The organism is Pseudomonadota bacterium (assembly GCA_026388255.1).
Lineage (GTDB): Bacteria > Desulfobacterota > Syntrophorhabdia > Syntrophorhabdales > Syntrophorhabdaceae > JAPLKB01.
Map to the genome: position 1 here is coordinate 29,325 of JAPLKC010000102.1, position 26,113 is coordinate 55,437.

21 protein-coding genes and 1 pseudogene are annotated in these 26,113 nt (G+C 45.9%); 2 read left to right on the top strand and 20 right to left on the bottom strand.

Annotation, left to right across the window (positions count from 1 at the left end):
- Positions 1-90: 90 nt before the first annotated feature.
- Positions 91-1,068, top strand: a complete 978-nt coding sequence (locus tag NT178_15695) for a DUF4931 domain-containing protein (GenBank protein ID MCX5813970.1) — start codon at positions 91-93, stop codon at positions 1,066-1,068.
- A gap of 71 nt (positions 1,069-1,139) precedes the next feature.
- Here NT178_15695 and NT178_15700 read toward each other — a convergent pair whose 3' ends face one another.
- Positions 1,140-1,391, bottom strand: coding sequence for a hypothetical protein (locus tag NT178_15700; protein MCX5813971.1), 252 nt, complete (start codon positions 1,389-1,391; stop codon positions 1,140-1,142).
- Between the two features lie 2 nt (positions 1,392-1,393).
- A complete protein-coding gene (locus NT178_15705; protein ID MCX5813972.1) occupies positions 1,394-2,206 on the bottom strand; it encodes an alpha/beta hydrolase in 813 nt (270 codons plus the stop codon).
- A 649-nt stretch (positions 2,207-2,855) separates the two neighbouring features.
- On the opposite strand from NT178_15705, the gene NT178_15710 reads away from it, so the two are divergent.
- A complete protein-coding gene (locus tag NT178_15710; protein ID MCX5813973.1) occupies positions 2,856-5,297 on the top strand; it encodes a GNAT family N-acetyltransferase in 2,442 nt (813 codons plus the stop codon).
- Positions 5,298-5,309: 12 nt separating this feature from the next.
- Here NT178_15710 and larA read toward each other — a convergent pair whose 3' ends face one another.
- The 18 genes and pseudogenes from larA to NT178_15800 all read right to left on the bottom strand — a co-directional run bounded on the left by larA (position 5,310) and on the right by NT178_15800 (position 26,087).
- On the bottom strand, positions 5,310-6,593 hold the full coding sequence (gene larA / locus NT178_15715) for a nickel-dependent lactate racemase (GenBank protein MCX5813974.1): 1,284 nt from the start codon (positions 6,591-6,593) through the stop codon (positions 5,310-5,312).
- Between the two features lie 53 nt (positions 6,594-6,646).
- On the bottom strand, positions 6,647-7,645 hold the full coding sequence (gene dctP / locus NT178_15720; GenBank protein MCX5813975.1) for a TRAP transporter substrate-binding protein DctP: 999 nt from the start codon (positions 7,643-7,645) through the stop codon (positions 6,647-6,649).
- A gap of 176 nt (positions 7,646-7,821) precedes the next feature.
- On the bottom strand, positions 7,822-9,144 hold the full coding sequence (locus tag NT178_15725) for a TRAP transporter large permease subunit (GenBank protein ID MCX5813976.1): 1,323 nt from the start codon (positions 9,142-9,144) through the stop codon (positions 7,822-7,824).
- Between the two features lie 3 nt (positions 9,145-9,147).
- Complete coding sequence (locus NT178_15730) at positions 9,148-9,642, bottom strand: TRAP transporter small permease (GenBank protein MCX5813977.1); 495 nt, start codon at positions 9,640-9,642, stop codon at positions 9,148-9,150.
- 45 nt (positions 9,643-9,687) lie between these two features.
- Complete coding sequence (locus NT178_15735; protein ID MCX5813978.1) at positions 9,688-10,563, bottom strand: thiamine pyrophosphate-dependent enzyme; 876 nt, start codon at positions 10,561-10,563, stop codon at positions 9,688-9,690.
- A gap of 2 nt (positions 10,564-10,565) precedes the next feature.
- Positions 10,566-11,717, bottom strand: a complete 1,152-nt coding sequence (porA, locus tag NT178_15740) for a pyruvate ferredoxin oxidoreductase (GenBank protein ID MCX5813979.1) — start codon at positions 11,715-11,717, stop codon at positions 10,566-10,568.
- Positions 11,714-13,525 (bottom strand): FAD-dependent oxidoreductase, encoded by a 1,812-nt coding sequence (locus tag NT178_15745; GenBank protein ID MCX5813980.1) that lies wholly within the window; start codon positions 13,523-13,525, stop codon positions 11,714-11,716. The genes porA and NT178_15745 overlap by 4 nt, the downstream gene beginning before the upstream one ends.
- Positions 13,518-14,078 carry a 2-oxoacid:acceptor oxidoreductase family protein gene (locus tag NT178_15750; protein ID MCX5813981.1) on the bottom strand — a complete coding sequence of 187 codons (561 nt, stop codon included), beginning with the start codon at positions 14,076-14,078 and terminating at the stop codon, positions 13,518-13,520. Before NT178_15750 ends, NT178_15745 begins: the two co-directional genes overlap by 8 nt.
- Positions 14,071-14,790, bottom strand: coding sequence for a GntR family transcriptional regulator (locus NT178_15755; protein ID MCX5813982.1), 720 nt, complete (start codon positions 14,788-14,790; stop codon positions 14,071-14,073). Before NT178_15755 ends, NT178_15750 begins: the two co-directional genes overlap by 8 nt.
- Positions 14,791-15,083: 293 nt before the next feature.
- Complete coding sequence (locus NT178_15760) at positions 15,084-15,680, bottom strand: hypothetical protein (GenBank protein MCX5813983.1); 597 nt, start codon at positions 15,678-15,680, stop codon at positions 15,084-15,086.
- Positions 15,681-15,696: 16 nt separating this feature from the next.
- Entirely contained in the window at positions 15,697-16,908 is a 1,212-nt protein-coding gene (xseA, locus tag NT178_15765; protein MCX5813984.1) for an exodeoxyribonuclease VII large subunit, read from the bottom strand.
- A 64-nt stretch (positions 16,909-16,972) separates the two neighbouring features.
- Complete coding sequence (thiC, locus tag NT178_15770) at positions 16,973-18,265, bottom strand: phosphomethylpyrimidine synthase ThiC (protein MCX5813985.1); 1,293 nt, start codon at positions 18,263-18,265, stop codon at positions 16,973-16,975.
- Positions 18,262-19,590 carry a bifunctional hydroxymethylpyrimidine kinase/phosphomethylpyrimidine kinase gene (gene thiD / locus NT178_15775; GenBank protein ID MCX5813986.1) on the bottom strand — a complete coding sequence of 443 codons (1,329 nt, stop codon included), beginning with the start codon at positions 19,588-19,590 and terminating at the stop codon, positions 18,262-18,264. Before thiD ends, thiC begins: the two co-directional genes overlap by 4 nt.
- Positions 19,587-19,709: pseudogene (locus NT178_15780) on the bottom strand (ribose 1,5-bisphosphate isomerase). Before NT178_15780 ends, thiD begins: the two are co-directional and overlap by 4 nt.
- Positions 19,710-19,969: 260 nt before the next feature.
- Complete coding sequence (gene mobB, locus NT178_15785) at positions 19,970-20,485, bottom strand: molybdopterin-guanine dinucleotide biosynthesis protein B (protein MCX5813987.1); 516 nt, start codon at positions 20,483-20,485, stop codon at positions 19,970-19,972.
- A complete protein-coding gene (locus NT178_15790) occupies positions 20,473-21,030 on the bottom strand; it encodes an NUDIX hydrolase (protein ID MCX5813988.1) in 558 nt (185 codons plus the stop codon). The genes mobB and NT178_15790 overlap by 13 nt, the downstream gene beginning before the upstream one ends.
- A 486-nt stretch (positions 21,031-21,516) precedes the next feature.
- The gene (locus tag NT178_15795; protein ID MCX5813989.1) at positions 21,517-22,956 is read right to left on the bottom strand and encodes an efflux transporter outer membrane subunit; all 1,440 of its coding nucleotides are present in this window, start codon (positions 22,954-22,956) and stop codon (positions 21,517-21,519) included.
- Positions 22,957-22,976: 20 nt separating this feature from the next.
- Entirely contained in the window at positions 22,977-26,087 is a 3,111-nt protein-coding gene (locus NT178_15800) for a multidrug efflux RND transporter permease subunit (GenBank protein MCX5813990.1), read from the bottom strand.
- Positions 26,088-26,113: the final 26 nt, after the last annotated feature.

Genomic DNA, 26,113 nt, shown 5'->3' on the forward strand with positions numbered 1-26,113 from the left:
GGGATGATAGCAAAGCTGTATCTAACCTGAAACCTGCAAGATAATGCATTTGCTTTGACAAAAACATTTTTGTATTTTACTATAGAAATTATGGCAGAATTAAGAAAAGACCCTGTTGGCGGCAACTGGATAGCGACCGATTATAGGAGCCCCGAAAGCAGTTCAGTGGGTATATGTCCTTTTTGTCCCGGTAATGAGCATCTTACCCCAAAAGCAATCAGAGAGTACAAAGACATTGACGGCTCCTGGCTTTTACGCTGCTTTCCGGCAATAAGCCCTGTTTTTGTCATAGAAGCTGTCGAAAACAAGAGGGCTGAAGGGCTTTATGACAAAATGAACAATGTGGGGGCGCACGAAATCATCGTAGAGAACAGGTCGCACACAAAGACCATGTCGAACTTCACAGATAAAGAGTTGTTATTGTTATTGGAAGTCTATATGGAAAGGATTTCCGATTTAAAGAAAGACAAAAGGTTTAAAAACATACAGGTATTCAAAAATCACGGGGAACTTGCAGGTTCGCATATGTTTCATCCTCATTCCCATCTCCTTGCAACACCTATGATTGCCGCAAGGCTTGAACTTGAGGTTACCAATTCAAAAAACTATTATCAACAAAAAGAGAGATGTTTGCTCTGTGATATAATAAACCAGGAAATAAAACAGAACAAAAGGGTGGTCAGTATGAATTCCGATTTTATTGCATTATGCCCTTTTGCCTCAAGATTCCCCTTTGAAGTCTGGATCCTGCCGAGGTTGCACAGTGAAAGCTTTGAGCAAATGCGAGGGTATGATATAAAACTCGGACTTGTCAATCTTATGCTGGATATTATGAAAAGGATTGAAAAATTAACAAATGCATATACACTGGTAATCCACACATCGCCAAATACATACAAAACAGATTTTGAAAAAGAAAGGGTGCCGATAAGCGAATATTTTCATTGGCATATTGAGATACTTCCCCTGGACCAGAAATCTTCCAAATATAAGCGGGAAGATGAATTTTACGTCACCTCCATAACACCGGAAGAAGCAACAAGGACTTTAAAGGAACAGACTATTTAGTTTCCATCAGGCAAGGGTCCTTTTCCATTCGGGAACCAATAATTTCTCATCCGGAGTTTCCGGATGAGAAATTATTTAAGGTAAAGAATCCCGACTAATCCACAGACAATCCCGATGACTAATGCTAAGAAACTCCCTATTGTGCCGCCTGCGTAAAACATATATGCAAAGAAAAACACCGCAACACATAAAAGTATGATCGCCTTAACCCGTTGCTTTTTTCTGCCATTCTTTGCATCATTACGGGCAGATTTACCGCCTTTTTCTGTTTTATTGTCCTTCTCTGATTTAATACTTTTCTTCTTTACTTTTTTATTTTTCATGTTCACCTGATTATTCTGTGTTTTTCGATAAACTTCATCAATCCATCTTTATATATTGCACCTGAGAGAAGAAAACCATCATTATGCCCACCTCTGATTTCCAGAAAATCCTTTGGCTGGGAGGCTTTTTCATATAGCATCCTGCCGTGTTGAAAGGGAACTATTTCATCATCCGGACTGTGGATAATGAGTTTAGGAAACTTTATCATGCCTATTTTAGTTACCGTGGAATACTGATATTTTGACAAAAGTTTTACTGGCAGCCATGGGTAAAGTTTTGCACCAAGATCAGGCATGGACGTAAAACCTGCTTCTATGATTAAGGCAACAGGATTTTTTCTTATGGCAACCTCTGTTGCTATTGCGCTGCCAAGCGAATGGCCGTAAACAATTATCTTTTCAGGGGGATTGCCCTGTTGGAGCAGATAATCCCAGGCAGCTTCTACATCAAGATAGGTGCCCGCCTCTGACGGTTTACCGCCGCTTTTGCCGTAGCCTCTGTAATCAAAAACCAACACGCTGAAGCCCGCCTCATGGAAAATCTTTATATGCTCCATTACATTCGATATATTCCCGGCATTGCCGTGGCAGAAAAGAAGAGTGCCTTTCTCCGGGTTCGCAGGAATATGCCAGCCGGATATGTTTACGCCGTCTTTTGTTGAAAAATTGATCTCCCTGTAATCAAGATTTATGTTTTGCGGGGTTTGCAAAATCTCTTTCTCGGGAAAGTAGATCATGCTGTCCTGTGTGAAGTACGTCGCCCCCATAATAATGGAATAGGCAATTAACAGTATCATTCCGGCAGAAGCTGCCATTTTTTTCATCCTGATATCTTAAAGCCCTGTGGCTGTCCTTTCAAGACTGTCCTGCGAAAAGGGTTTTGCTAATGTTTAATTTGCATTATTAGTGTTTTATATCGTTAAGCCGGGGATTTTTTTAAAAATTTCAAATCTATAGGCTTACACTTCAAGTGTCTCCATACCCCCTTGCCCACATTCAGTCCGTCGTCCTTCTTGATCCATTTGCGACAGACATAACAGATGTCTTTTTTAAATTCTTCAAACAAGGGTTCCTGAATGTATAAGAATTGCGTCTTTCTCCGCATGGCAGATATCTCTTATGCAATGATAAACCTGGAAGAATAGAAATGCAAGATTAAAGTAAAGCAAAAAAAGTGTTCACGGTTCACAGATTAAGAGTCAAAAAACAGCAGGCGCTTTATCTGCAAAATTGCCGGACATAGATCACCACGGCAAGCCTGTAGGCAAGCACCCCGAATGTAAACGAGCGGATGTCACACGTTCATACAGGAAGTCTAAAAAGAGAGAGTGAACGACGGGTACCCGCGGGTGTCACAGTAATAGAAAAACAGTTGCAAAAAACCTTGAGTTACAGGAGAATACAATAAAATGCCCTGTCACAAGCAGTGGGGCTTTTACCTGGAGGGAATAAAGTGGAGTATACATGGGCAATCTGAAAAAAATGCTTAACCCTAAAACCATTGCCTTCATCGGCTCAGGTGACCGGGAGGGTACTATCGAAAGATCGATACTTGATAACCTTTTCTCCTCAGGGGGGAGGCAGTTATTTGCAGTCTGCCCGGACAGAAATAAGATGCTTCACTTTGATTGTTACCCCTCCGTCTCTCACATTGATGAGCATATCGATCTTGCTGTCATCGTCGCACCCGATGAACTGATTCTGGATGTGGCTGAGGAATGCGGCAAAAAGGGCGTGGAAGGCGCAATTATCATATCTGCAGGCCCAAAAGCTACTCTGGAGGAGAAAAAGAAGTTTGAAAACGAGATATGGAAGATAGGAAAAGGTTACGGCATGAGGGTAATCGGCCCCGACAGTAACGGCGTTATCCTGCCTAACGATAACCTGAATACTACATTTCTGAAGGTAAACCCTGAACCGGGAAACATAGCCTTTATCTCTCAGAGCAGCACTATAGGTAACACCATGCTCCACTGGGGAGTAGATAACCACATTGGTTTCAGCATGTTTGCATCTCTCGGTTCCATGGTTGACGTGGATTTTGCCGACCTTATAGATTTTCTTCAGGAAGATTATTTCACAAAAAGCATCATGCTCTATGTGGAACACATAAAAGATACAAAAAAATTTTTAAGTGCCTCACGCTGTTTTGCGCGAAACAAGCCTATTGTTGTTTTTAAACCGGGCAGATATCCGCAGAGCAGAGAAGCGCTCTTCTCCCGTACAGGTCTGGAGACAGGAAGTGATGCAGTCTATGACGCTGCCTTCAGGCGGGTTGGTATAGTAAGGGCAAAGGAAACAATGGATTTTTTTGACACAGCAAAAGTCCTTGTTTCGAGATCTCTCCCCAGGGGGTCAAGGCTCGCTGTTATCACCAACTCGGGCAGCATCAGTATTATTGCCTGTGACACCCTTGCAGAGCAGAAAGGGCAACTTGCCTGTCTCTCAGAAAAAAGTATGGAAAGGCTTTGCCGGATAATGCCGCCTTACTGGAATGAAAATAACCCCTTTGATCTTTTCGGAGATGCAGATGTTGAAAGGTATATCGAAGTAACCGATATTTGCCTTAAAGACGAGGGTGTTGACGGCATTCTCATCGTATATGCGCCCGCTCCTCATTGTGACCCGGGGGAACTGGCAAAGCAGATAGCTGGACTGTCCCTGAAAACAGCAAAACCGATTGTTGCTGTCTGGATGGGGGGTCAATATTCGCATGAAGGTTTCGATATTTTGAAAGAGGCCAATATACCTGTCTACACAACCCCGGAGGTCGCCGTCAGGGCATGTATGTATATGTTCAACTACCGCAGGAATATCGAGCTTCTTAACGAAACCCCGGAAGAGATCCCTGAAAACAAAATGGGACTGACAAATCATCTGAGGGCTATCATTAACAATACCATTAAAGAACAAAAAGAGATTCTTACCGTAGAGGATGCTGCAAATTTTCTTAAGAATTATGAGATTCCCCTTCTTAAAGAACTTATACCTGATGAGAGGAAGGCAATACCGGAATACCCTGTTGATGAATGGGCTTTAAGATCAATGAAGGACATTGATTTTGGGACTGTTATTCTTTTTATATCCATGACCGGAGGGAAAAGAAATCGTGTCGGTTTTGCCGTAGGATTACCTCCCTTAAACCAGGTTCTGGCAAAGTATTTAATGGATGAAGCGGAATTCAGAGCAGCCAATAAATCTGTTATGAGACATATGGAAGAAGTTCTCATAAATTTTTCCCGGTTCATTGTCGATTTTCCAGAGATTGCAGAGATAGAAATCGAAATCGTTGTAACAGCCGACGACAAGGTATATGTAAAAAATGCAACAATCCAGGTCGATAAAAACTATCGGAAGGGTATCGCTCAATATCCTCACCTTGTTATTATGCCCTACCCGACACGATATATCATGCCCTGGAAATTACGCGACGGAAGAGATGTGCTGCTGCGGCCTCTCAGGGCTGAAGATGAACCTCTAATAAAGGAAATGATGTCTACTTTGTCCAAAGAAACACTACGGTTAAGGTTCTTTGTGGCTATGGAGATCGATCACAGGATGCTCATGAATTTTTGTAACACAGATTATGACAGAGAAATCGCCATTGTTGCCGAATTAAATGAAGGTGACAAAAAGAAGATTATCGGCGGTGGGCGACTCGTCGTCGAACCCGACTTAGGGAGTGGTCAATTCGCTTTATCTGTTCATGACGACTTCCAAAGGCAGGGCCTGGGAGAAAAGTTCCTCGATATTACCATCGGGATTGCACAGGACAAGGGATTGCATGAGATTTACGGGATTGTGCTCAGTGAGAATGATAAAATGCTGAAGTTGAGCAGGAAAATGGGATTTAAGTTGGCAAGACTACCCGACGGTATTTCCAGAGTCAGCCTGGAGCTTGATTGATTCGAATTGGTATCACTTTATCCCCGGAATAATATTACCTCCTGAAGGGAAAATTGCAACATCCGCCTCCGGTATTGTCCGGGATGCTATATCAACAGCCTCGGGAAGTGTTTGCGCATGTGTGAATTTCATCATCTTCACTTGCTCGGTAGTAAGACCTTCCGTGACATGAATTACATTAAACTTTTCAGCAAGTTCCTTGAAATACACCACCTGCATGATGTATGAAATACCGAAAGACCTGAGATGATCGGGGATGTCGTCCCTGATCAGGCGTTGATGGAAATAGCTTGCAGTTTCATTGCTTGCCATCTCCTTAACAAGAGGCATAATAGGTCCTGCTTCCTTCTGAGGGGCAACCCAGATAATCGTTCCCCCTGACCGGGTGCAGAAGCTTGCCATTGTCAGCGCTTTTGTGGCCTGAACCCCGATCTCCAATGGAAAGGCAGAGATGATCGTCACATCGGCAGCCTTCGGGAGCGGCACATGATAAAGCGATTGCGCATAGAGGGATGCCTCCCGGTGTTCAGCCACAGGGTCGCCTGCAAAGGCTTTTACAACTTCCTTCTTATGGTTCATGATAATATCCAGCTTGAATGACAGCCTTGAGAGCCGCCCTGCATCGATGATCTCCTCGTAAAAAGGATTCCCGTCAAGGATATTAACACGGCAACCCCGATGTCGCATCCAGGTAAAATGATGGTCAGCAACTGAACGATATGAAGAGACGCCGGGCATAATAATCTTACATCCCCCGCCGTATCCGGCAATAGGATGGGGCATGCACTCCCCGACCCCGATAATCATGTCTGCAAAAGCAACCAGAGGATTCACCTCCACCAGCGTCCCGCGATGGGTTTTGCCGATGACCACATTCTCTGAAGAATGTGGATCATGAGAAAAAACCCTGCCCTTCAAACGGCTGAATGCCTCTGTGCCTATCTTGTTTTCCAATTGCGTTGCGCTGAGGGCCGGGTGTGTCCCCAGAGCACAGACAGCTTTGACCCGTTCATCCCGGATACCGGCCTTGTTTAAACGGTTTAGTATTTCAGGCACGGCTATGTGTGCCGGAGTGGGCCGCTGAAGGTCGTCAAAGAGAACTGCAACCTCCATGCCGGGCTTTGCTATTTCTTCGATTCCCAACGAGCCTATGGGGTTATCCAGGGCTCTCTTTATATCCCCCAACGCATCGGCAACACCCGGTACCGGAGGTATATCCTCGGCAGAAATGACGTTCCACCCGTCAGGCAGGGTAAAACAAAGTTCTTTCCCTTCGCATAATACAAAATAACTCATGGTCTAACCTCATTAAAATGTAACGGGCACGAGCATATGAGAATCTATTTCCCTTATTTAGTCAAGAGTTTCTTCAACTCCGGGCCGGTCTTGGGGTTTTTCGTAATGACATCTCTCCATCCTTCATCATAGGCTACTTTCAGGAACTTTTCCTTCTCTGCTGCGGGCAGATCAATGGTTTCAATACCTTCTTTTGTTAATAACGGACGCTCCTTCTTTTCAAGGTCTTCAAAAACAGCGACCACCTTTTTCTCAGCCTCTATAGCCGCTTCTGTTAAAATATCCTGGAGCTTCTTCGGGAGCTTGTTCCATGTCTTCAGGTTTACGAGAAGAGGGTTCGGCACATTGTAAAACCCCGGGTCTACAACATATTTTGTCTGTTTATGCCAGCCCCAGTCACGAATCCCGACAGCCGGCCAGCAATAACCATCAACAACGTTTCTTTCAAGCGCTATATACACTTCTGTGGGCGGTATTACTACAGGGTTCCCGCCAAGCCCTTTTATTGCCTGCAGATACATGGGGGATACACGAATGTTAAGCCCCTTGAGGTCGGCAGCCTTTATGGGCTTTTTCAGGTAGAGATGGAATTTTGTACCGAGACCAAGCCTTGCCAGCATATGGACTCCGATCTTTTTTTCGTGGAGGTCGTTCATATAAGCCAGGGCGCCGCTTGTTCTTTCTTCGGCAGGTGTAAAACTCGATAGTTTGTAAGCATCCACTTCAGGCAAAACCGATACATAATAGGCAGTGGTGGTAAAGACCATGTCAACCATACCGCGCTGCAATGCCTGAACCTGATCCGGTGATTTCACCGCCTCCGGTCCTCCGATAAACTGTATCTTCAGTTCACCGGGGGCCTTTTTTGCCATTATCTGGTCCAGTGTGTCCGTAAAGATGGTAAAGGCCTTATATTCACTGGCTGTTTTTGGCCACCCGGCTACTGCCTTCAGTGTAATGGTTTCCGCTTTAACAACTCCGTTTACGATACCTATGGCCAGAAATGTAAATAAAACCGTAAACAACAGAAAAAATGATTTTGTCTTTCCCATAATCAACCTCCTTAGTTTTAATCTCGGCGAGTAAATCCCCGCAGTTTGTTTTGAAAGCTTTTTTACTTTTTTGTCTTTCATATCCCGTCCGCTTGCGGCCGAGATATTTTATTTAATTGTCGAGACACACATAAAAGCACGCGTGAAGCGTGTACCACGAGCTTACCCGTGCGAACCTACCTTGCCATTCCCATAAAAGTCGGCACAATAGTTGCTATAACTGGTATTGCCAGCACAATGGCAATACACAGTATATCTATGATTACATAAGGGGTAACTGCCCTCCAGATATCTGCCATTGTCACTTCAGGAGGGGCAACGCCTTTCATCACAAAGAGTGTAACACCGAAGGGAGGGGTAATCAAACCTGTCTCCAGCGCGATAAGCATGAGCACCCCGAACCATATTGTATTATATCCGAAGGCATTAACGACCGGCATATATATAGGTATGGTAATCATCATAATGGCAACGGTTTCCATGAAACAGCCCATAACAAGGACCACAATCAGCATACCCATAATTATTACAATCGGCGATACGGTAAGGTTTGTGATGAAACTTGTCATGCCTGCAGCAGCACCGGTAAAGGCCAATATTTCACCGTATGTGCTGGAAACGATAATAATCATGAATATCATAACAGTAATTTTCATGGTGCCCATTACCGATTTTTTCATGTTTTCCCATGTTAAACGCCGGTAGACAAGGGCTAAGATAAATGACCCCAATGTCCCTGTGGCGGCTGCTTCTGTCGGAGTTGCCACGCCGAGGAATATGAAGCCTATGACCATGAAGATGATAAGACCCAGCGGCAGGAGGTACTGCACAGTAGCCATCACCTTTTTTTTCAAGGGCACATAGGGCACATCATACATTGGTGCCTCATTCGGGAAGATATGACACCATATGACGACAAAGACAAAGTAAAGGCCGGACATGATAATGCCCGGTATGATGCCGGCAATAAGAAGCTGGCCCACATCGATATTTGCAAGGCTTGCGAGTACCACGGTAAGCGCATTGGGAGGGATAAGGGCGTCAACGGTGCCTACCCCCATGAGTGGTCCAAGACTCATGTTCTTGCTGTAGCCGCGCTTAAGCATGTCAGGCAGCAGGATAGTGCCAAGTAGCGCGCATGTAGCGATAGTAGAGCCGGAAAGGGCTCCGATAATGACTCCCATAATAATTGCCAGAATAGAGAGCCTTCCCCTGAGTTTGCCTAGCCACTTGTCAAGCACGTTTACTGCATCGAGTCCGAGGTTTGTATGGAATATCAGTTCACCCATAAGGATGAAAAAGGGTACAGGAAGTAAAGTGAAAGTTGTGATAGATGTGAACACTCCCGTAACCACACCGACAAGACCCGGTATTCCCCCAAGGAAAAAATAGGCTGCAACCATGTTAACAATGAGAAAGGCAAAGGCAATGGGTATCCCGGTAAGCAGCAGCAAGACCATGCCGCCGAAAAGTAATGAGATAATCTGCCACCATTCCATGGGTTAATTACCTTCCCTGATATTGATAAACCTGCTCCAGGCCATCCTGAAAAACTGGACAGTAAGGAGTATGCTGCCTATGGGGATGATACAGAACACAGACCATTTCGGAACGGTTACTGCGCGCACATCCGTTACCCCGTTTGCTATACATTCATACATGTAGAGAACGCTGAAATACACCATTACAGCACAGGCAAGCCCGCCGATAATAAACATGATGCAATCGAGATACTGCTGAGTTTTCTTATTGAGGTGGACGTATACGATTTCGGTAATGACGTGTCCTCCCTCTCGTAATAGCCAGGTCGTTGCAAGAAATACTATCCACAAGAGGGCATATTCGGTTGTCTGCGTAATCCATATAGTCGTCTGTCTGAAGAGGAAACGCATACCTATGGTATAGCAGACAGCAGCGCATATAAACAAAAGCATGACACCTGCCAGAGCTGCCATGATATCCAGTGCTTTATCAAAAACAGTCCAGAAACGTCTCACAAATACAAACCCCCTAAGATTATATATATTTACTCACAGGTGTTTTCAAATGCACCCCTTTGTTTTTGTTATAAGCTTCTCCCAGCTTTCATCTACCTCTTTCTGCATCTGTTGTATCTGCCCTTCGTTTAACTGGCGGTATCTTCCCTGGATTTTGAGATATTCCTCCACCGGCAGACCTTGAGGTTCATGTGTGATGCGGTACTGCGTCCCGTCAATGATCTCATATAAGGGAAATAGCTTTGTCTCCACGGCAAGCATCGTTGATTTCGCGGTAAGATCCTCGGGCATTCTCCAACCTGTGGGGCACGGGGCCAGCGTATGGATAAACTTTGTGCCCTTTATGTCTTTTGCCTTTTTCACCTTTTCCATAAGGTCCAGGGGATAACCCATAGCAGCAGTTGCAGCGTAGGGTATTCTGTGGGCTGCGATGATCTGCATAAACTGTTTCTTTTTTCCCTGCCGTCCTGCCGGGGTGGTCATGGTCCAGGCATTCTCAGGGGTTGCAGAGCTTGACTGGATGCCGGTGTTCATGTATGCCTCGTTGTCGAGACAGACATAGATGAAGTTGTCATTCCGGTCTGCAGCGCCTGATAAGGACTGGAGCCCGATATCAAAGGTTCCGCCGTCACCGGCAAATGCGAGCACTGTTGTGTCTTCTTCGCCCCGCATTTTCAGGGCATTTGCTATACCTGCCGCAGTAGGGGCTGCTATCTCAAAGGCCGAATGGAAACTGGGCACATCCATGACGCTATTCGGGTAGGCTCCGCTGATCACGGCAGCACAGGAGGGGATAATAACAACAATCGTTTTCTCTCCAAGTGCCTTTAAAACAAGCCTCATGGTGCTTGCCACGCCGCAGCCCGGACATCCCATATGCCCTGACCGCATGTATTCTTTTTCTGTCTGCTCAATGACCATGCTCAATCCCTCCGTACCCAGACAGGCAATTCTCCGGTCTCTTTTCTTTGGAGAGAGTCAATAACCATGCCTTCGATCATGTCCGGCGACACATCTGCGCCGCAGATACCGGCAATGTAACCGGTTATGAGAGGGCGGCGCTCAAGGGGATAGAGGGCAGCCTTCAATTCCTGGCACCATATTCCCTCTTTTCCGATGGAGATATTCCGGTCCAGCACTGCCACCCTGGGAACGTTCTTTAATGCCTCCTGTACCTCTTCGGTCGGAAAAGGTCTGAAGGCTTTCATCTTAAGCAGCCCGGCTTTATAACCCTTATCCCGGAGAGACTGTATGGCCATACGGGCCGTGCTCGTCATGGCCCCGCTCGTAACAAGCACAATCTCGGCATCATCCGTATTGACAGCCTCTATCATATTGTAGCCTCTACCGATGATTTCCTCATATTCCCTGTTCACCTCTTTTATCACCGGTTTTGCCTTCTCCATGTCTTCGAAGGTTCGCTGCCGGTATTGCATGTAATGGTCCGCGTTTATCACATTTGCAATAAATGCGGGGTTGTGTATGTCGAACCGCGAAGGCAGGGAAAAGGGCGGCAGGAATGCGTCGATTGAAGCCTGGTCGGGTATCTCGATGGGTTCCAGGAAGTGGGAGGTAAAAAAACCGTCTATGCAGACCATGATGGGAAGGAGAATCTGCTCAGCAATCCTGTAAGCCTGGATAACGGTATCGCAGGCTTCCTGGGCATCTTCACAGTAAAACTGCAGCCAACCGGTGTCTCTCTGTGATAGGCTGTCGGACTGGTCGCTCCCGAATGCCCAGGGGATGGCAATTACACGGTTCACGTTGCACATTACCACAGGAACCCTGTTCCCTGAAGCAAAGTGGAGCATCTCATGCATGAGGGCAATGCCCTGCGAGGCTGTGGCCGTAAACGTGCGCACACCGGTAAGGGAAGCCGCTACCACGGCTGCCATGGCCGAGTGTTCCGACTCCATCCTCATCATTATGCCTTTGAGCTTTCCTTCCATTTCCATTTCAGAGAGCTTTTCATAAATAGGGGTCTGGGGGGTAATAGGATAGGCTGCTACCAGTTGTACCCGTGCGAGACGGACTGCTTCTGCTACCGCATAATTGCCTGTTAACAGCTCTTTCATTGGCCGCCTCCCATCTCTATCACATGTCTCGGGCATGTGGAGGCGCAAATGCCGCAGCCCTTGCAGTAATCGGCTTTCACGCTGTACCCGTCATTTTCTGCCTTTATTATGGAAATGTCCGGACATAGCAGAAAACAGAGGTCGCATCGGGTACATTTTCCGCAATAGAAGCACCTTTTAGCTTCTTCAACTGCATTCGATACATCTAATCCTTTATTAACTTCCTCAAAACCCTGAATCCTCAATTTCGGAAGGGTCCTGTTTCCATGGTGGGACGGGGTCTTTCTATAGAGAAGTGTATTAATTTCTGAAAATTGTACAACACTTTTAAGGTTAATCCCCTGGATTTGAGATTCGGCTTGCTCCAATTTGCACCCTTTGAACTGTTCATCTCCAGAGTTCTGCCCCATGGAATGCGTATATGGCTGAAAGGATAACGAAGGCCCGGCCCCGAGCCGCAACAATGGGACGGCCTCTTCGGCCTTGCCGCCCGATGCATGGAGGTGCATTGCAAGGGCCGCTTTTTTCCCGGAGGCAATGGCGTCAACAACAGCAGGTCTCTGTCTGATTAAATCGCCGCCAGCGTAAATGCCCCCGATTCGGGTCATACCAAATTCATTTACATAAACCTTATTGAAATCCCCATCGAGGATTTCTGACGTAAAGGGACCAACATCGGGTATCTGCCCGATTGCCACAATTGCAAGATCAGCCTCAAGAACCAGGTCTTTACCCCTTGCGGGTATCATTGTGTAAATACCGGTCTGCGGGTCTTTCCGTACTTTTGTCCTGCTTAAGCGGATATGCTCCAAACCCTTGTCAAGTACGATAAATTCTGCCGGTTTATAGCCCCCTGTTATTTTAATCCCTTCCTCACGGGCTTCTTTGATGCTTTCCTGGATAGCAGGGAAATCATCGAGGGCTTCAGGGGCAACCATGGTAACTTTAACACCGGGGGCGCATATACGCAGGGCAACTCTTGCAACATCCACGGCAACATCGCCGCCGCCGATAACCACAACATGCCTCTTGTGCTTATACCTGCTGCCTTTAGCGCTATCTGAGAGGAAATCAAGTCCGTGCAACACATCCTGTGCATCCTCGCCCGGAGCACCTGCTTTCCTCGGAATCCATGCCCCCACAGAGAGGAAGAGAAAATCATATGCAGATTTAATGTAATTCAACATCTTCCGGTCAACATTTATACCCGTCTCTATGTCTATTCCCAGAGAACCTATCCTGTTTATCTCTTTTTTCAGTATATCCTTGGGTAGCCGGTAGTCGGGAATCCCGTATCTCAGGACTCCGCCGGGCTCATCATACTTCTCGAATATTTTTACCCTGTGACCGAAACGTGCCAGAAAATATGCCGCGGACAGACCGGCCGGACCGGAACCGATAACAGCAATGTTTTTTGGGGTCGGAGCAACAGCGCTGAATATCTTCGGCGCAGCATTGCCGGATTCTGCTATCATGCGTTCGAGACTCCTTATTTCCACGGCCTCATCGTACTGGCCTCTGTTGCATTTAACCTGACACGGATGGTAACACACCCTGCCGCACACACCGGGAAGGGGGTTCTCCTGAAGAAGCAGTTCCAATGCATGATCAAAATCTTTCTCTGCAACCAGGGATAGAAAACCGGAAATATCGTTGCCTGCGGGACAGACCTCCCTGCATGGGGATATTTTCTCAACATAAAAAGGTTTTTTTGAGCTCCACTGTCCGGTCTTGAATATTTCCGTTGATCCTCTTGAAAAAATTGAGACAGCCTCTATATCCTTTATGGTTATTGCATGGTTATCCATCTATTGCGCCTCCGTAAAAAAGTCGGGTTACTTCATATGCCCTCCGGGCGGCAGCAACATTCTCTTCAATCTTGGCAGGAACAGTTTCCTTGATCGCTTTTTCCAGATATTCCATGGGTATGGCGCCACTTGCCTTAGCGTATGCCCCGAGCATTGCTGTATTGATCATAGCCCCCATACCCAGGTCTTCAGAAATCGAAAGGGCATCCACAAGTGCAAGACGGAACTTCCGTAAGGCTTTAAATCCATTTGTAGTAAGGGCATCGTTGATGAGGATGAGCCCGCCGGGTTTTAATATTGCATCAATCTCCTTTTCGTCAACCAGGTCCGGGGCCATAAAAATAACCTCGTCAGGCCTTATAATTTCACACTTAAGGAGGATTTTTTTATCATCAACCCTCAAGAAACTCGCAACAGGAGCGCCCCGTCTCTCACCGCCAAAGAGGGAAAAGCACTGCGGGTATTTCCCCATGCTGAAGAAAACCTTTGCCAGTATCTGGGATGCGATTACCGCTCCCTGTCCTCCCCGGCCGTAAAATTTGATTTCAACCATTGTCTGCCTGCCCCTTTTCTGAAGACATAGCGCTGGTTCCATCCGCATTGCTTTTCTCGAATGCATAGCGGAGCGTATCTTTTTTTGACTGTTCAAGGTGGTAAGTTATTGCCTCATTTACCTTTTGAATATCGCCTGCTTCAATCGCCTCAAGTATCCCTTTGTGACCGTCTATGGCACGCAAGACAACGTCTTTTAGAAATATGCTCTGCGCCCTGTATCTCAGCATATGCCGTCTTAGAGTCTGTGTTAACTCAAGCAAACGTTCGCTGCCGCTATGTTTCGAAATAATTTCATGAAACTGGCCATCCAACTCAACAAAGGCCTTTACATTTCCCTTTTCAACCTCAATTTCAGCGGCTGCTATATTTTTTGACAACTCTTTTGTAAGCTTTTTATGCGCCTTTTGTATTGCCCAGCGGGCAGCCAGACCTTCCAATAAAGCACGGATCTCGCATATCTGTGATACATCCTCCTCGCTTATAGGCTTAACCATGTAACCCACACTCGGTATTGATGTAATAAGTCTCTCAAGTTCAAGGCTATGAAGCGCTTCCCTTACAGGGGTCCTTGATGTTCCGATCTCCTCGGCAATCTTTGCTTCTATTAACCGTTCATTGGGGGCCATTATACCGCTTAAAATCATCTCACGGATGTGGCTGTATACCTTTCTTCGTATTGTTATGTCTTTATTTATCAATAACTTCTTCATATTGGGATACTGTACCCCGGTTTAAAATTAATTGTCAATATTATTTTATAACAATATCAGTCATATACCGGCATTGTAACAGGTCAGAAATTATATCTTTTTCATTTCGTGTACTTTGAAGTGGAATGTAGCACGTGGTTTTCATGATGTCCGTGAATATCTTCATAAGATCAGTACAATTCAGGTTTAAACCTCTGCAGATCTCTAAAAATGCCGTCATTAAGCCTTCCCCGGAGTGGGGGTACCCGCGGGTGCAGGAGGCTATGATTGTAGAGACGCAAAATTTTGCGTCTCTACGTAAGCTTCTCCGGGTCTGTGGATACAACATTTTTTTCCCAGTACAGTACTTTTCGTATTCTTTCCACGATGGATTTGATCATGTCGGGGTTTTTTATCGTCTCGGTTTCGCTCCATTGCCTCCAATCGCCCAGGAGTTCGTGATAGAGATCTGCGCATGCCTTGTGATATAAGACTTGCGGCTGGGGATTCATCTGTGCTGCACATGCTTTAAGTTTATTATATAAAAGGTCTTTTTCCTTTTCGTTTTCCGTGTTAAAAACGATGACCTGTGTGTTTTTGCTCGCGTCACCGGACCCGAACCGTCCCTTTATATACATGTCTTCAGGCATATCTTTCTCAAATTCATATAAAAAACCGGTACATTCATCAATGTCGTTCAGCAACACAACTATTTTCCAGCAACGAAAGGCGCTGCCAAGTTTAATTGCCGTCTTTCCTGCTGAAAGTTGTTCGTAAAGATTTGTTATGCAGGGAACACATTTTCCATATATATCGTTCTTTGTCCTTTTAAGCCTTGGATCGGTTTCAAAGCTTACCCATTTTGTCTTGCTCTTTGCAAAATATCGTTTGTCTATATATAGTTTTCCCATAAACCAGATTCCTGTGTTACAGGCGTTTATCCATGACAGTACAATCGGCCTCACCTTTGTGTAGTTTTACAAGCAGTTCCTCGCCCCTGACAATCTGATCTGCGCGGACAACAACCTCTTTAGTATCCTTCTTTATTGTGATACTGTAGCCCCTCCTTAAAATATTGTCGGGATTCAGGTCTGATATCCTCTGGGTAAGCGTGTCGACTTGCCCCTTTTTACCCCTGAAATATAAAGAAAAACCGTGTATCATGTTATTTAGCAACTCATCCAGATACATCCGGTAATCTGTAAACAGTCTTTTCCTCTCTTTTAACTCCATAGACCCCTGATAAAGAAGGAATCTTGACCTTTCGAGCCTGTTACTGATTCCCTTTTTCAGCTTTTTCTCCATATCAAGGATTGCATCGAGAAATTCTGCCTTGTTCCTCACAACAATATCGGCAGCAGCAGTCGGTGTGGGCGCTCTTACATCTGCAGCAAAATCGGCTATGGTAAAATCTACTTCATGTCCAACAGCAGACACAACAGGTATTTCCGATGAGAATATGGCCCTTGCCACGACCTCCTCATTGAAGGGAGCCAAATCTTCCAGAGAGCCTCCTCCCCGGCCTACAATGATAACATCTGCCTCTTTTGTCCTGTTGAAATAGTTGATTCCTTCAGCAATTTCATAACATGCGTCATCGCCCTGAACCTTAACAGGATATATTAATACGGACATATTTTCATATTTTCCATATATAACCTTTAGCATATCCCTTATGGCCGCACCTGCCGGCGAGGTCACAATGCCGATTAACTTTGGCAATAATGGCAACTGTTTTTTCCGCTCGGCATCAAAAAGCCCTTCTTTCAGCAACTTTTCTTTAAGCTTCTGGAATTTCAATTGCAGAAGTCCCTGGCCCTGCACCTCTATGGCGTCCACAAGCAGTCGGTACTCGCCTCTTTTTTCATATACATCCACCCTGCCTTTGCAGATGACGGCCGAGCCGTCTTCTATCATGTTTTCAGAATACTTGTCCCAAAAATTGAAAACTACAGCCTTGATCATTGCATTATCATCCTTCAGCGTAAAATAAAGGTGTCCCGAAGGATAGAGTTTGAAATTAGAAATCTCCCCTTGTACCAGCACATCCCTGAATTGGCTGTTAATGGATTGCCGTATCTGTGAGGTGAGGGCGGATACCGTATAGACCTGGATTTGCCATGGAGAAGGTTTTTTCATATATTGATATTAATCGTAGAACGTTTGGTATACAGAAAAACCAAAAATACATCCACGCGCTACATTATTTTTTTAAATAATCCTTCATTATTTTCATCGAGCAGAATTCGCCGCACATGCTGCAAACATCATCGCGGAGATTTCTCTCTTTCCTGAAATTCTTTATCTTATCCGGGTCAATGGCGCACCGGATCTGCCCTTCCCAGTCAAGGGCCTTCCTGTATCCGGACATTGCCTTGTCGCGCTCCAAGGCCTTTTGATTACCCCTTGCCAGGTCTGCTGCATGGGCTGCGATCTTAGTTACTATAACACCCTCTCTTACATCTTCCGGCGTTGGGAGGCCAAGGTGTTCCGAAGGCGTGACATAGCAGAGAAAATCGGCCCCATAGTACCCCGCAAGGGCTCCGCCGATAGCTGAAGTAATGTGGTCATAACCCGGCGCAATATCAGTTACCACGGGCCCGAGCACATAAAAAGGCGCGTCATTACATATCCTTTTCTGTAGCAGGATATTCATTTCTATCTGGTTTATCGGCACATGCCCGGGGCCTTCGATCATCACCTGCACCCCGTTCTTTATTGCCTCTGCACAGAGTTCGCCGAGGATGATAAGCTCCTCTATCTGTCCCCTGTCGGTTGCATCGGCAATACATCCCGGTCTTAAACCGTCGCCAAGGCTCAAAGTCATATCATATTTTTTTGCAATCTTAATAAGCCGGTCAAACTGCTCATACAAGGGGTTTTCCTTCTTGTTCACTATCATCCATTCCGTAAGAAAAGCACCCCCTCTGCTTACGATATCCGTTATCCTGCCCTGTTTTCTAAGACGTTCTATTGAGCCTTGAGTGACTCCGCAGTGAACTGTAACAAAATCCACGCCATCAGCCCCATGCCGCTCTATGACGTCAAAGAGGTCGTCAGGCTCCATATTGGTGATAGCTTTCCTCTTCTTTACCGTTTCCACCGCTGCCTGATATATGGGGACCGTGCCAAGGGGGATACCGGCCTCTTCTATGATTGTCTTTCTGATCTCGTCTAGGTTGCCACCTGTACTTAGATCCATCACCGCATCTGCACCGGCCTCTTTTGCCATCCTCAGTTTTTCCAGCTCCACTTTGATATCTATCTTTTCCGTTGATGTCCCGATATTGGCATTTACTTTTACGCTCAGGCCTTTCCCAACCCCCTTAGGTGTGAAATTCTTATGTTTGTTATTGGCAAGGATTGTTGCCTTACCTGAGGCGATGTATTCCCGTAAAAGTGCTTTATCAATGCCTTCATCCACCGCAACACGCTCCATAATTTCCGTGATCGTTCCTTTGCGTGCAGCAATCAATTGATTATTCTGATTCTTCATGGTCTTATCATCTCCATTTTATTTATTAACTCAAGAGGGTCTTTTGCGAAAAGCCTTATAATAGGTTCTTTTCCAACATCACCCAGGTCATAAATTATATCCGGCGGCTGATCTGCCCTTTTTAACACCTCTTCAGTCAAATAATCGAGGCTTTTCCCCTCTGCTTCTTTCAGCTTTTCAGGCTCGCTTTTTCTGTCAAAAAACAACACATTCATGGCAGACTCGTGGGCTTTTTCGATTATTGCCCTGTCATATCTCACGCTGACGCACGACCTTATATGGGGGTAATATTTCAGAAAGGTGAGAATCAGCCTTGCCACATGGGATGACGCGCCAAAGGCAGGTTCTCCCTTTATAAGTATCTTCCCATTATTTATACCTATCCTTCCGGGAAAGGCAGCTATATCTTCAATCCCTCTTGCATCCCTTATCGCATAACCCATGTTCATCTGCACTGCCGGTATCAAATCGGCCATATTAAGTCTGCACAGCATCTCACCGGCTTCCTTCATGGCCTGAAGTACGCCCCATCTGTCGGAGCATCTGCTGTTTGTTATACCGGAAGATGTATAGAAATATCCGTCAATGTCTATCCTGTAGCTGTCTTCCAGCAACTCTTCCATGACCTTTTCCGATGCAAGGAAGGCCTCTTTCTTATCATAGCCATGGACAAGGAAGGCAGTTATGAGAGAGGAGAATGCGCAGCCTGTACCGTGTACTTCCTGGTTAATCCTGTGTTTTTTCCAGGAGGTAAATTCCTTGCCGTCGAAGAACAGGTCAATGGGTTCGCCTGTCAGGTGCCCTCCTTTTACAACAACAGCCCCGGGTCCCATATCAAATATGTCTTTTGCACAGGCCTCCATGTCTTCAAGGGTTTCTACCTCTTTCCCGATGATAAAAGACGCCTCCGGCAGATTCGGGGTAACAACATCTGCCACGGGGAATATTTGCTCTATCAGGCATTGCAGCCCCTCATCGCTTAAAAGCCGTGTCCCGTTCTTTGATGCCATAACAGGATCAACAACAAGGACAGGGTTGTCAAGACCGCTTAAAATATATGCAATCCTCTCTACATAAGCCTCGTTCCATACAACGCCGATCTTTATACCGTCAACAGGCGAACTTTTTTTTACCATATCCATCATCTCAAAAAACTGTGAATATGGTATGGGATATACATCCTGCACTCCCCGAGGTCCCTGGAGCACTATACACGTGGGCACGGATACACCATGTATGCCGAGAGCAGAAAATACATCGAGGTCCTTTGTAATACCTGCCCCGGTTGATGGGTCATAACCGGCTATGGTGAGAATTTTTTTCATTTGATCTTATCGGCAATAATATCTGCCACTTTCTTGCCGGACAGAAGCCTCCCGCCAAAAATAGGCCACGTCCTGTATGAGCCGAAAGCGGCATTGGCACTTATGCCTGCAACATTGAGTTCAAGACAGGCTAAAAGCTTTTCGGAATATCGCTCTATTATGGCCCTGGTAACAACCCTTTTGTTTATCATGGTCTATCCTTAGAGATGATTTACAAAAATATATCATATTTCTCAGTATGAGGGATATTAAAATCAGATTGAGCGGGTAAGCTGGTATCCGGTTAAAAATGGAACAGTACAATTATTGATTTTTGCAACTTTCTGGTATTACGGGATAATTGCTGATATTATATGAAAAACCCGGAAACCCCAGAATATTAAGCGCCTTGGGCCAGTTTGAACTTTGTTAATATAAACCCTGCAACGCCTTCTATATCGTCTCTTTGAAAAACCGGGACATGGGTGGTAAAAGGGATATCCGTTATGATGGCAACAAGATTTCTGTCATCGATACAGACAGGCTCTGCCCCCTCTTTCTTCGGATAAACCTCGATTTTGGGCATATCCTCTTTTTTATATCCTTCGGTGATGAGAAGATCAATGTCATCTATGTACCCGGAGATAATTTCTTCTATGGAAAGGTCTTTTTCAGTATCCTTAACCATTGCTATTTTTCCGGGGGAGGACAGTATCACGGTTTTTGCGCCTGCCTTTTTATGCCTGTATGTATCCTTGCCCGGTATATCAAACTCAAAATCATGAAGATGATGCTTGATAACAGCCACCTTAATGTCTTTATACATAAGAACAGGTATAAGTTTTTCAATAAATGTTGTTTTTCCTGTTTTTGCCCTTCCCACTATAGAAATAACGGGGATTTTTATTTTGTCCATAGATTACAACATCCTTTTTTTGAAAAGTAATAATGGAAGGCAACTACTACCAATGCATGGTTAATAATGCCTCTGTCGATCAGGGATGGAATCTCGGGTAATGGTACCAGAACTACTTCAATGTCTTCATCGGGGTCAAGGTTTTTAGAAGAAGTCTTCCTTGCTTTCTCTACAAGGTATGTGTGACAGAGATTGCTGAATATTGCCGGATTCGGATTAACAGCCCCGAGGCATTCTACATACTCACCCGTATATCCGGTTTCCTCAAGGAGCTCCCTCAAGGCTGCCTTTTCCGGGTGTTTTTCGTCAACAAGACCGCCGGGTATCTCAAGGGATATTTCTTTTGATCCATGCCTGTATTGTCTTATCATGACAACTTCCCTATTTTCCGTGACAGGAATAATATTTACCCAGTCCTTTGTCTCGATTGTGTAAAATATTCCTGTACCGTTGGTCCTTGGAGATGTTGCCTGGATAGCTTTTATCTTGAATAATTTATAGTCTCTGTCTGTCCTTGAATCTAAAAGTTCCCATTTTTTTATCATTATTTTGGTAGACCTCGCGGAAATAATTTATCAAAGGATGACAGGAGCGAGAATGGTTTCAGATTCCACCCCGATGGTCTGACTCTGTAAAAATGGTTGGGATGACTGGATTTGAACCAGCGGCCTCTTTCTCCAGAAATATATAATCAATTTTTATCTGCAATTATAACAAATTGTTACAATGCATTTGCTGTACACGGTGGACATCAGAAAACGAGTATTCAACATTAATAAATATCAAAAACAGCGTTTTATCAATTCCGGGCACCCCGGTACCTTGATAAATACTATAACTACTTTTTTATTTTTGTCCAGAAAAATATTGGGTCCATGTATATACTATACAGGGGCTAAATAGCCTGAGATATCACATAATGAAAGCAACTGATCATTACCGTTGAAACGACAATGACAGTTATGTAAAACTTGTTTTGATTACCCATTATTGCATCTACTTTCATTTTTTTTTGCTTCTTCTCAACTTTTTCAATCTCCTACTGCGCCTTGATTTTTCCTTTCCCAGCCCCCGCCGAGGGCTTTGATAAGAAGCACACTGGCGGTCATCCGTCGGCCCAAGATGCTGGCCGCCGTTTTTTCGCTGTTTAATGCCGCCACTTGTGCTGTTATCACATTAAGATAACTCACCGTTCCCTGCTTATACTGATTGAGGAAAAACTCCAAAGATTTCCGTGCCGTCTTCACTGCCTCATCTTGTGCCAGCGCCTCCTGTTCAAGGATACGGAGGGCGGCCAGATTGTCTTCTACCTCCTGAAATCCGATAAGTACTGTTTGGCGGTAGGAGGCCACATTCGCATCATAAACAGCACGAGCTTGATCATTCAGGGCTCCTCTTAAGCCTCCGTCAAATAAGGCTTCAGCAATTGCAGGTCCAACAGACCAGAAACGACTTGGCCAGGCAAACCAGTTAAAGGTATCTGTGCTTTGATAGCCTATTGATCCTGTTAGCATGACAGTCGGGAAGTATGCAGCTTTGGCAGCTCCAATCTGTGCGTTTGCAGCAGCAACACGTCGCTCGGTGCCTGCTATATCAGGTCTGCGTTCGAGCAGTTCCGACGGCACTCCGACCGGTATGGGAGGAGGAGTTGCATCGAGAGGTGAAATAGGAATGGAAAAATCGGATGCAGGTTTCCCCACAAGCAGGGCAATGGCATGTTCTGCCTGAGCACGCTGAATGCCTACATCGATTGCCTGGGCCTGTATTGTTTTGAGTTGAGTTTCCGCCTGGAGTACATCTGCCCGGGACACAACACCGCTCTTATATTGGTTCGTAGCTAATTCGAAAGACCTCTGGTAGGCTTGAACCGTCGCATCAAGAAGCTGCTTTTGCCTGTCAAGCGCACGTAACAGAAAGTAGTTCTGGGCAAGGGCAGCATGAACGCTTAGCCGAACCCCTTCAAGGTCTGCCGCGCTCGCCCGGGTATTGGCCCGGGCTGCCTCTACAGTACGGCGTATCCGGCCCCAGACATCCAATTCCCACGAAGATATATTAAGAGGAGCCGTATAGACGGTGTTTGTACCGGAAGTACCTTGGCCGATATTGGAAGACTTTAAAGAACGGGTTACAGCAGGGTTTGCAGTAATGGTAGGAAAAAAACTTGATGTGGCAGTCTGGACCAGAGCGGTTGCCTGTCGGAACTGTGCTTCCGCCATAGCGATATTCTGGTTTGAGATATTGACCTGCTCTTCGAGGAAATTCAATTTGGGATCATTAAATATCTCCCACCATGGGCCATGGAACAAATCGTCCCTTGGCTCTGCCACCTTCCACTCTTTATTCTCCTTATAAGATTCCGGCACAAGGACTGTGGATCTCACGTAATCTGGGCCTACGGCGCAGGCAGAGATTAAAGCCGACATTGCTGCAGCTAAGATTACCCTGTTAATCAGTTTGTGTAAAATTCGCATAATACTCTCCTGTTTGGATCTTAATAGGTTCTGTTCAAATTATAAGACCTATTAAAAGGCTTTTTCCCTTTGCACCATAGTCTGAACCGTTCAAGATAGAGATACATCACCGGAGTTGTATAAAGGGTGAGCATTTGGCTGATCACGAGCCCACCCACAATGGTGATCCCCATTGGTCGGCGAAGCTCCGACCCCACGCCTGTTCCCAGTGCCAAGGGGAGTGCGCCAAGAAGTGCTGCCATGGTAGTCATCATGATGGGGCGGAACCGCAACAAACAGGCTTCATAGATTGCTTCATCGGGCTTTTTACCTTCCTTGCGCTCTGCTTCCAGGGCAAAATCGACCATCATAATGCCGTTCTTTTTCACAAGGCCGATAAGCAGGAATAGACCGATAAGTCCGATAAGATTCAGTTCCGAACGACAGATGATCAGCGCCAGCAGCGCCCCCACGCCTGCCGAAGGCAGGGTGGACAGAATTGTTATGGGATGTATATAACTTTCATAGAGCATACCGAGGACGATGTAGACCGTAATAAGAGCCCCAAGAATCAGGAAAGGTTGATTTGCAACGGAGTCCTTGAAAGCCTGGGCTGTGCCGGAGAAACTCCCCAGGATACCTGAAGGGAATCCCATCTCCCTGCTGGCTCGCTCTATTGATGCCACCGCCTTCCCAAGAGGCACCTGCGGTGTCAGATTAAAGGAGATAGTGACTGAAGGGAACTGACCCTGGTGAGGAACGGCAAGAGAAGTGCCGGTTGTTTCAAACTTAGCAAAAGCGCTGAGAGGTACCATTGCTCCCATGGTAGACTTAATATAAATTTCCTTCAGCGTATCAGGGTTTTGCCAGAAACGGGGTTCAACAACCATTACCACGCGGTATTGGTTTAAGAGTGTGTATATGATAGATACCTGGCGCTGACCAAAGGCATCGTAGAGGGTATTATCTATCATTGCGGCAGTAATCCCAAACCTCGAAGCCATATCCCGGTCAATTGCAAGCGTGACCTCCAGCCCCTTCATTTGCTGGTCACTGGCCACATCAACCAGTTCGGGCAATGTTCGCATTTTCTGGAGAATACGGGGGCCCCATGTATAGAGTTCCGAGATTTCAGCGGCCTGGAGTGTATATTGATACAGGGCAGTACCGCCTCTTCCTCCGACACGGAGATCCTGGACAGGCTGAAGATAGGTTGGTGTTCCCGGCAGCCCTGAAAGCTTTCTGCGGAGCCTTGACATAATTTCACTTAAGCTACTTTTCCGTTGTTCAAAGGGTTTCAATGTAATAAATATGGATGCGGTATTTGCTGCGCTGCCGCCTCTTCCGCCGCCGGTAGAGCCAACTACATACACCACATCGGGGTCTTCTTTAATGATTTTTGCCACAGTCTCCAATTTTGTCTTCATGGCCTGAAAGGATATATCCTGTTCTGCCTGAATGGAGCCTCGAATACGTCCTGTATCTGTTTCCGGGAAAAAGCCCATTGGGATAACAATGAAAAGACAGATATTGACTATGAATATACCCACTGCTAAACCGAATATAAAACGCGAGTGACGTAAAGCCCAGATAAGTGTCACATTATAAAAATCCCGCATCCGGTTAAAGGCCCTTTCGCTTGCTCTATAGAGCCAGGTATTATCATAGTTTTTCTCAGGTTTAAGAAGCATAGCACACATCATAGGCGTTGTTGTAAGCGAGACCACGAGAGAAACCAAAATCGCAGCGGAAAGAGTAACAGCAAATTCTCGGAACAAACGACCTACCATGCCACCCATAAGAAGAATTGGAATAAACACGGCAACGAGAGAAATACTCATGGAAAGTACCGTAAATGTAATCTCTTTCGATCCCCGTAATGTGGCTTCCATGGGCGATAGCCCCTTTTCGATATAACGGGTAATGTTCTCAAGGACAACAATAGCGTCGTCCACCACGAATCCTGTTGCAATAGTGAGGGCCATAAGGGAAAGATTATCGAGACTATAACCACAGAGATACATGATTCCGAATGTGCCGATAAGAGAAACCCCTACAGCAACTGCAGGTATGACGGTGGAACGGATATGTCTTAAAAAGACGAAGACTACAAGAATTACAAGGGCAGCGGAAACAATAAGCGACTTCTCAACCTCTTTCAGGGAACCGCGTATAGGCGGTGTGCGGTCCTGGACGACAAATACTTTAGCACTTCCCGGCAAGGAAGCTGCCAATTGAGGGAGCAAATCGCAAACGCGATCCACGGTTTCAATGATGTTTGCCCCTGGCTGACGGTAGATCATTACCATGACGGCCGGTTTATCGTTCACAAACCCCGCGTTATTCACGTCCTCCACCGAATCCTCAACGTTCGCAACGTCCTTCAGCCTTACTGCCGAACCGGCCCTGTAGGCAACAATCACCGGCCGGTACTGAGCAGCTTTTCGAAGCTGATCGTTTGCCTGAATCTCCCATGTTTTCTTATCATCCGAGACCTGCCCCTTCGGCTTATTTACATTAGTGGAAGCCAACACACCGCGCACGTCCGACAGGCTGATGCCATACTTGTGAAGCGCCAGGGGGTTCAACTCAACACGGACTGCAGGGAGAGAACCTCCCCCGATCAACACCTGACCTACACCCTTCACCTGTGACAGCTTCTGTTGCATAATGCTCGATGCGGCGTCATATAACTGAGGCCTGTCTATGACATCGGATTGGAGAGCAACTATGAGGATAGGAGCATCAGCCGGATTAACTTTACGGTATGTCGGATTACTGGGGAGGTTGGGCGGCAGAAAACCACGGGCTGCATTGATCGCTGCCTGCACATCGCGGGCAGCACCGTCGATATTACGGTTCAGATCGAATTGCATTGTAATGTTTGTCGTACCGCGGAAACTGGTGGATGTCATTTCGGTTACACCTGCTATACGCCCGAATTGGCGCTCAAGAGGCGCGGCAACGGATGTTGCCATAGTCTCGGGGTTTGCTCCCGGCAGGCTTGCCGATACCTGGATAGTCGGAAAATCCACCTGGGGCAAAGGAGCAACAGGCAGCATCTGAAAAGCAACAATACCTGAGAGCACTATCCCTATGGTAATAAGGGTAGTCGCAACGGGCCTATGGATAAAAATAGCTGAAAAGTTCATAGAGAATTCATGTCCTGATCTCTTTC